This window comes from Paenibacillus sp. VTT E-133280, assembly GCF_002264385.1.
Classification (GTDB): Bacteria; Bacillota; Bacilli; order Paenibacillales; family Paenibacillaceae; genus Paenibacillus_AQ; species Paenibacillus_AQ nitricinens.
Genome location: NZ_NFUX01000062.1, coordinates 35,589 through 44,340, shown reverse-complemented (window position 1 = coordinate 44,340; position 8,752 = coordinate 35,589). Strand labels below are relative to the sequence as shown.

Genomic DNA, 8,752 nt, shown 5'->3' with positions numbered 1-8,752 from the left:
GAAAAGAGAGGCAAAAATGCCTCGGAATTGAGTAATAACCGCCGAAGGAGCCAAATAAATGGCAGATATGCTATTTAATAGTGCGAAGTAGCTTTTGGTTAGTTTGGATTACTATATACGGTCTACGGTGAAGAGTAAGAGGCAGACGTAATCAGGAGGAATGGACAATGCGTAAGATTATTGTGGGGAGTAGACAGAGTGCGCTTGCGTTGACGCAAACGGGGCATGTGATTGCCGATCTGGAGCGATTGAGCGAGGAGCATGGTTTTGGATTCACTTTTGAGGTGAAAAAGATTGTTACCAAAGGGGACCGTATCCTAGATGTCACCTTGTCCAAGGTCGGCGGTAAAGGATTATTCGTGAAGGAAATCGAGCAGGCCATGCTGGAAAAAGAAATCGACATGGCGGTGCACAGCATGAAGGACATGCCCTCCGAGCTGCCGGAGGGGCTGATCAACGGCGCTGTGCCGAAGCGCGTTGATCCGCGCGATGCACTGATCTCTAACGGAGGCGTCTCGCTGGACAAGTTGCCTCCAGGCGCACGCGTAGGCACAAGCAGCCTACGCCGTTCCAGCCAGCTAGCTGCGCTGCGGCCTGATCTGGTCATTGAGCCCGTGCGCGGCAACATTGACTCGCGGCTGGGCAAGCTGGATAGCGGGGAATACGACGCGATCCTGCTTGCTGCAGCGGGGCTGTCGCGCATGGGCTGGCAGGATCGCGTGAGCGCCTATCTGCCGCCGGAAGTTTGCCTGCCCGCTGTAGGGCAGGGCGCACTCGGCATCGAGTGCCGCGAAGATGACGCCGACCTGCGGAAGCTGTTGGCGTTATATAACGACGCCGATACAGCGTTGACGGTGGCAGCGGAGCGCACGTTCCTTGGTGTGCTGAATGGCGGCTGCCAAGTGCCGATTGGTGCTCATGCGGTGCTTGACACAGTTTCCGAAGCTGCTGGTGCGGAGCGCCAAATAATCTCCTTAACCGGAATGGTGGGAACACCTGACGGTTCAACGATTTTGAAAGAAACTTGCACTGGGATAGACCCGGTACAGCTCGGCGAAGAAGTCGCTAAGAAGCTGATCGCAAGAGGAGCGGAGAAGATACTGTCAGACGTTAGGGGATGAGGGGATTGACGGGGAAGGTTTATTTGGTAGGTGCAGGTCCCGGGGACGCAAAGCTTATTACTGTAAAGGGCCTCGAGTGTATTCGAAAAAGCGACGTGCTGGTGTACGATCGGCTGGCAAGTCCTAGATTGCTGAAAAGCATGAAGCCCGGCGGCGAGAAGATTTATGTTGGCAAGCTGCCGGATCGCCACACGATGAAGCAGGAAGAGATTAATCAATTGTTAGTTGATCTGGCTTTACAGGGGAAAACAGTGGTACGGCTGAAGGGTGGGGACCCTACGATTTTTGGCCGCGTAGGTGAAGAAGCGGAGCTGCTGCGCAAAAATGGGATCTATTACGAAATCGTACCGGGCATCACGTCGGCGATCAGCGTACCTGCTTATGCGGGTATACCTGTCACGCACCGCGATCATGCTTCTTCCCTGTCGATTATCACCGGACATGAGAGTCCGGATAAACTGGACCATTCCATTCATTGGGATAAAGTAACGAATGCCACAGGGACGTTAGTGTTCCTGATGGGCGTAGCTAAAATAGGATATATCAGCGCCCAGCTGATCAAGCATGGGCGTCCGCCAGAAACACCGGTGGCACTGGTGCGCTGGGGTACCCGCGCAGATCAGGAGACACTGACGGGAACCCTCGCCGATATTGAGGCGAAGGTGAAGGCGGCGGATTTTCAGCCGCCGGCCGTCATCGTCGTTGGCGACGTGGTGCTGCAGCGTGAGCAGCTGAAGTGGGCCGAGGCAATGCCGTTATTCGGCAAACGCATCGTGGTGACAAGGGCTCGCAGCCAAGCAAGCGAGCTGGTGGATAGGATTGAGGAACTCGGCGGGGAACCCTACGAGTTCCCGGTGATCGAGACGATCATGCCGGATGGCGCAGAGAAGAAGGAGAAGATTGCAGCGGCGTTTGGCGCGCTGGAATCGTACGACTGGGTATTCTTCACTAGCCCGAACGGCGTGGAGTTTTTTTGGCGCCACTTGGCGGAGCAGGGGGCGGACATTCGGGGGCTTCACCGCGCAAGGATTGCAGCGGTGGGGCCAGGCACAGCAGCCGCGCTGGCGCAGCGCGGGGTGATTGCTGAAGAACTTCCGGCGAAGTTTCAGGCGGAAGGTCTGATTGAGACGTTCGGTCCCCGGCTGCTGCCGGGGCAGAACGTGCTGTTGCCGCGCGGCGATCTGGGGCGCGACTGGCTGCCGGACAAGCTGAGAGAGCTTGGCCTTCAAGTCACTGACGTCGATACCTATGAGACGGTTGTGACGGGTGAGGATGACGACGAGCTGTTGAAGCTGCTGGAGGAGGGGCGCGTTCACGCGGTGACTTTTACCAGTTCTTCGACGGTGCGTAATTTCATCCACATTCTGAAAAGAATGGGGCTCGAAGATCCACTTCCACTGCTAGCTAATGTTAAGATAGCCTGCATCGGGCCATTAACCGAGCAGACTGCCGTGGAAGCGGGACTTACTCCGGGTCTGCTACCTGAAGAAGCAACGATTAATAGTCTGGTTCAGGAGCTCTGCCGCTGGAATGCGGAGACTCAACTTCAAAAAGCTTGAATGGACGCGAATCGAACATCGGCTTTATAACATCGTCTGAAGTTGTATCTATCTAGGAAGTCTCACACTGCTATTGTAAGTAACTTAAGTAGCATGAGCTTGGCCTCCGAACGTAGTTACTGTTGAAACTCAGAGTATGATGGACGGCTGAGTTGTAAACTAACTGGTGTGTATGGGTGAGTAAGTCTATGTACGTATAAAGTTCACGTAGCTCTAACTGATATGTTAGATATTGGGTACTTGGATTAATATGCAACCTAGTGGAAATATAGCTTTTTAATCTGGTTACGAGACTGGTTATGAGGTCTGTTAGCATGAGGTCAGATTGAGGTTTAGTTGCACTTTATACACTTAAATTCCCTGAATATTAGCGAAAATCCATTTTAGTTGTAATATGTGCAATTAAATATGCGCTAAAACAAGGGTTTTCGCTCTTTTGTAATAAATAACTGTAGAGAGTGCAACTAAAACTTACAGTTACGATAAAACTTCAAAATAACTGCACAAACTACAACTATGCCGCAGTTAGTCAACGATCGAGGGTTTAGTTATATATTTTATTTTTCAGGAGGATGAACCAATGAGCTTTCCAATTACACGTCACCGCCGTTTACGCGGTTCAGCAGGAATTCGTGGTATGGTGCGGGAGACGGTACTGAATGTGCTGGATTTTTTGCAGCCGATATTTGTGACTTATGGAACAGGTGTGAAGAATGAGATTAGCTCGATGCCGGGCGTGTATCATTTTTCGCTGGATACTTTAAAAGCAGAAGTGGACGAGATTGCCGCCCTAGGCATTCCGGCTGTGTTGTTATTCGGGATTCCTGAAACGAAGGATGCTATCGGTTCTTCCGGTTTTGCAGAGGATGGAATTGTGCAAGAGGCTACGCGCTTGATTAAGCAATGGTACCCTGAGCTATTGGTCGTTGCAGATACCTGCCTTTGTGAATTTACGGATCACGGACATTGCGGAATGGTGCACACGCATACGGTGAACGGCGTCGTGCATGGTGATGTCATTAACGACGCTTCACTGGACCTGCTGACTCGTACGGCGGTATCCCAAGCTAAAGCTGGAGCAGATATTATCGCCCCTTCGAATATGATGGATGGATTCGTACACGCGATTCGTGCGGGACTGGATGAGAATGGCTTTGAGCATGTGCCGATTATGTCGTATTCGGTCAAATATGCTTCGGCATTTTATGGCCCTTTCCGCGAAGCTGCGGATTCAGCACCACAGTTCGGGAATCGCAAAACGTATCAAATGGACCCTGCCAATCTGCGCGAAGCGCTCCGTGAAGCAGAATCCGATGTGCTGGAAGGCGCAGATATGTTGATGGTGAAGCCGGCTCTGGCTTACTTGGACGTGATTCGTACGATCCGTGACCAGTTCGATTTACCTCTCGTGGCTTACAATGTGAGTGGCGAATATTCCATGGTAAAAGCAGCGGCACTGCAAGGCTGGATTGACGAGCAAGCCGTTGTGTTGGAAATGCTGACTGGCATGAAACGCGCCGGAGCAGATATTATTATTACTTATTTCGCAAAAGATGCTGCGCGCTGGCTGCGTGGTTAATCTCTTTCACAACGATATCGCTGCATAGGCAGTTGCCTTATACTTGTGTGATCAAGAACAGAACAGGAGTGAAGATAGATGAGTAATGAGCCAATGGCGCGTAAAGAAGAAGCGTCCCGCAAGGCTTTTGATGAAGCAAAACAATATATTCCCGGTGGGGTAAACAGCCCTGTACGGGCGTTCAAATCCGTAGGATTGACTCCGGTTTATGTGGATCATGGGATCGGATCGCGTATTTATGATATCGACGGCAACAGCTTTATCGACTATGTATGCTCGTGGGGACCGCTAATTATGGGCCATGCGCATCCGGAGGTTGTAAAGGCCTTGCAGGAGACGGCGGTAAAAGGGACAAGCTTTGGTGCACCAACTTTACTTGAAACTGAAATGGCAAAAACGGTTGTTGAACGTGTAGCCTCAGTAGATATCGTACGTATGGTTAACTCCGGAACGGAAGCGACGATGAGTGCGATTCGTTTGGCACGTGGTTACACGGGACGCAGCAAAATCTTGAAGTTCGAAGGCTCGTATCACGGTCACGCAGATAGTCTGCTTATCAAGGCGGGTTCCGGGGTAGCCACATTAGGTTTGCCGGATAGCCCAGGTGTTCCCGAAGGTGTGGCAGTCAATACGATTACTGTTCCATACAATGACTTGGAATCCACTCAGATTGCTTTCGAACGTTTCGGCAGTGAGATTGCCGCAGTGATCGTAGAGCCGATTGCCGGCAATATGGGTGTTGTACCACCACTTCCGGGATTTCTAGAAGGACTTCGCAAATTAACTTCAGACCACGGATCTTTGCTTATTTTTGATGAGGTAATGACAGGCTTCCGTGTCAATCGTGGCTGTGCGCAAGGCTTGTTTAACATTACTCCGGATATTACCTGCTTCGGTAAAGTCATCGGTGGAGGACTTCCAGTAGGCGCTTATGGCGGCAAAAGAGAGATCATGGAGCAAATCGCTCCTACGGGACCGATCTATCAGGCTGGCACACTTAGTGGTAATCCATTGGCAATGGCGGCAGGACTCACTACGCTGAAGCTGCTGACATCGGAAGTTTATGATCGTCTGGAGCAATTAGGTGCGCGTCTGGAAGCGGGATTGAAAAAGAATGCAATCGAAACTGGTGTTCCGCTGACGATTAACCGCGTGGGTTCGATGGTCTGTCCGTTCTTCACGGAAGGGCCTGTAACGGATTTTGAGACGGCCAAGACAAGCAACACGGATCTTTTCCGTCGTTATTTTGGTCATATGCTGAGCCAAGGCATCAGCGTGCCACCTTCACAGTTTGAAGGCATGTTCGTGTCGGCTGCGCATAGTGAGCAGGATATTGATGATACCATTGAGGGCCATTATAATGCCCTGAAGGCCCTTTGAGTACTGGAGCCGGAGAACGAACCGGTGGCGGAGCTTGGACAAGACGTGGAGAGTGGCTGGAAGTAACACCCGGCAAAATCATTACTGGAGCCGAGGATGCTGAAGCTGCCATTGATAAGTGGCTGCTGGAAACCGTAGGCATGCCTGAGAAGCTTCATCTGCGTCTGCGCCGCGAGGGGGGGATTCAGTGGAAGGGAGATCGACTTCGACTGGCACTTTTTCCGGATCGTGAAGCGGGCATTGAACCCGTATGGGAAGCGCTTGAAGTGCTGTATGAGGATGATTTTTGCCTGGTTGCCCACAAGCCGGCAGGCATGGCGGTTCATCCGGATGGCAGTGGCTTAGGTGTAACGCTGGATCACCTTGTAGCAGCGCATTATGTTGCTTCCGGTGATAGTGTAGCTGTAAGGCATATTCACCGCCTCGACAAGGATACAACTGGCCCGGTGATGTACGCCAAGAATGAATTCGCTCAGCTTGTCCTAGACGAGAATATGCGTGAAAAAAGCATCTCGCGGCTCTACGCCGCGATCGTAGAAGGCATAGTGCCATCTGCGCTTAAAGTGATCGATGCGCCGATTGGACGCGATCGTCATCATGCGGCGCGGAGAAGAGTCTCACCGGGCGGGCAATTCGCCGTGACTCGAATCCTCGGACGCGAAGCACTGCATGGCGGGAGCCTGGTGCATGTGCAGCTTGAGACCGGAAGGACGCATCAGATTCGCGTCCATCTCAGCCATATGGGTCATCCCTTGTATGGGGATGCGCTATACGGCGGCCCGGTCTGGGCTTCCAGCGCTAGTGGCCGACATGCGCTCCATGGCGAGCTGCTGTCTTTCCGCCACCCTTGGAGCGGTGAAATGCTCGAAGTGAGCGATCCGTGGCCGGAGGATATGCTGCAGCTGCGGGAGCTGCTGTCTGAAGCGCCTTGACGGTAACGTTATAAACCTGAGAACCGTGGAATCAGCAAATGCTGGTTTCACGGTTTTTTTTATCTATTTTTCGTAGAGTATATAATTTTCTGTTTTTTCAGAAAGAAGCATCTATCCATGTCCTAATAGCAAAAGCAGCATATAATACTTTGTTCATGCGGAGTAGTGCATCTATTGGTCGTCAGATAGGTTCAAATAGCCCCTGAATTCAGGAAATTAATAGCATCCTGTCCGGTTAGGGCTACCAAAGTTGTCATGCCTTTCTTTTTGAAGCATATACATGTGGGGAGTAACATTTTGGGCTTATGCTCTGGGCCTGTCTCAGGGTTAGATTATGCCAAGAAGGAGGACATATCCCGTGTTTGATCAGTCCCACGGCTTGCGGTTTGATATTTATGAACGCATTCACCTATCGGAAGAGCTTCCGGGAATAGCTGAGCTGGAGGAGGTTGAACTACTTCCGGAAATCCAGGTGATTCAGCGGGAGGATCGTGCCGAGTTATATGGTCAGCTGTTGCTTACCGGACTCTACCGGAGTGAAGATGACCGGACACAACGTCTGGAGCACGCCATTCCCGTTGAAATCACTGTTCCGCTTACACGCGTCAGCTCGATTGAAGATATTGGGGTGGAGATCGAGAATTTTGATATTGATCTGCTCACGATGCGTACTGTGAATATAACAGGCGTATTATCCCTGCGGGGAATCGGTGGTGCGGAACCTCAACCACAGCCGGCCTGGCAGCAGGAAGAGTACACAGTGGCTTATTCCCCTCTCAGTGATGACAGGGTAGAAGCAACAGCGGAGCATCAAGAACATGACAATGACGCACTTTATGAAAATTCTCAGTGGACCTTTGGTGAGGATGCATCGGAGGTTGCTGTAGAAGAACATGAGCACGCTGAAGCGAATGAACAGGAAACAGAAGAATCATTGGTCTCAAGTGGAACTGGTCAATCGTCCCCTATAGTGAATTTCTCATCCGCTCATGAGAAGGACAAGGGCGCGAAAGCTAGGACGCATAGTCTGGATTTGGAAACAGAGGATTCCAAAGCCGGAATAGCGGATTACTGGTTTAAAGCGGAGTCACAGAATGAAGCTGAGGCCACTCCGCTGGATCATGTTAGCCAGGCGAGTCAAGCGGATCAGGAGCAAGAAGCGGAATATACTTTTGCTTCAAGAGAAACCGCTGTTCCAGCAGCGATTACCGACGCAGACAAAGATATCGCTGTATTTGCTTCTGAAAACGTAGCAAACCATGCGCTTCACACACAAGAAGAGAATGCGCAGCCGATCAGTGAGAATACGAACGAAGGCTTAGTTTCTCAGGAGACTGTGCCACATACCGAGGAGAAACAAGATCTTAAGATTGCGCTAGGAAGCAAGCAAGAAGCGGAGGCTCCAGCCAAAGAACATCTCACCTTCTCTTCATTACTCAGCTCTAGTCGTTCTCGTAAAGAACAAGAGGCTCTCCTATCTGAAGGAAATGCATCGGCTGCAGCGATCATTCCAGAGGCCGGAAATAATACGGAGTGGAAGAGCAGATTCATTACCGGAGCAGATGGCGCTAACCTATTCCGTAAGGTTCGCCTTTGCATCGTACAGCGTGAAGAAACGTTGGATACAATCGCAGAGAAGTATCAGCTAAGTGCGCGGGAGCTGGGAATGTATAATCGATTGTCCGGGCAGAGTGTAGAAGAAGGGCAAGTGTTGTACATTCCATAAATGAATTACAATGCATATTCACATGAATAGATGAATCCCGGTCTGTTAGTAGATCGGGATTTTTGTCAAAATATAAGAATATATAAGTTTCACGTTATACATTATCCTTATATTTCTCGAATAAACGCTTACCGTCCGTAAAAGGACGTCGAAGGCGTTTATTCTTGTGTGACCGGAGAACGTTAGAATACGGGGTATCTAATCAATGCAGTGTGAGGAATCGAATGAAAATTCGACATATGCCCGCTATAAGTCGAAATTCCGCTCAAAGTCCCGCTGTAGAAGCCTATTCAGGTTGACTAGGGATGACTCAAAATGTATTATGGAGTAAGCAATATCTAAGTAAAGACTGGGAACGGGAAGAGTAGGCGGTCAGCCCTTCAGAGAGCGGAATGCAAGTGCTGTGACATTCCGTAGGATACAGCCACCGAAGTCGCCCCGGAGTCGCCCTTCTG

At 50.7% G+C, this 8,752-nt stretch carries 6 protein-coding genes and 1 other annotated feature (1 of these 7 running past the window's edge); all 6 genes read left to right on the top strand.

Going from position 1 to position 8,752, the window contains the following annotated elements; all coding sequences use genetic code 11:
- Positions 1-167 precede the first annotated feature (167 nt).
- The 6 genes from hemC (at position 168) to CA600_RS23245 (ending at position 8,297) form a co-directional block, all read left to right on the top strand.
- The gene (gene hemC, locus CA600_RS23270; RefSeq protein WP_094873239.1) at positions 168-1,121 is read left to right on the top strand and encodes a hydroxymethylbilane synthase; all 954 of its coding nucleotides are present in this window, start codon (positions 168-170) and stop codon (positions 1,119-1,121) included.
- A 5-nt stretch (positions 1,122-1,126) separates the two neighbouring features.
- Positions 1,127-2,680, top strand: a complete 1,554-nt coding sequence (gene cobA, locus CA600_RS23265) for a uroporphyrinogen-III C-methyltransferase (protein WP_094873237.1) — start codon at positions 1,127-1,129, stop codon at positions 2,678-2,680.
- A gap of 580 nt (positions 2,681-3,260) precedes the next feature.
- On the top strand, positions 3,261-4,259 hold the full coding sequence (hemB, locus tag CA600_RS23260) for a porphobilinogen synthase (RefSeq protein ID WP_094873236.1): 999 nt from the start codon (positions 3,261-3,263) through the stop codon (positions 4,257-4,259).
- A 78-nt stretch (positions 4,260-4,337) separates the two neighbouring features.
- Complete coding sequence (gene hemL, locus CA600_RS23255) at positions 4,338-5,639, top strand: glutamate-1-semialdehyde 2,1-aminomutase (RefSeq protein WP_094873234.1); 1,302 nt, start codon at positions 4,338-4,340, stop codon at positions 5,637-5,639.
- A complete protein-coding gene (locus CA600_RS23250) occupies positions 5,636-6,571 on the top strand; it encodes an RluA family pseudouridine synthase (RefSeq protein ID WP_094873232.1) in 936 nt (311 codons plus the stop codon). Before hemL ends, CA600_RS23250 begins: the two co-directional genes overlap by 4 nt.
- A 358-nt stretch (positions 6,572-6,929) precedes the next feature.
- Positions 6,930-8,297 (top strand): LysM peptidoglycan-binding domain-containing protein, encoded by a 1,368-nt coding sequence (locus CA600_RS23245; protein WP_179281713.1) that lies wholly within the window; start codon positions 6,930-6,932, stop codon positions 8,295-8,297.
- A gap of 342 nt (positions 8,298-8,639) precedes the next feature.
- Positions 8,640-8,752: a binding site (T-box leader), on the top strand; it runs 171 nt beyond the window's last position.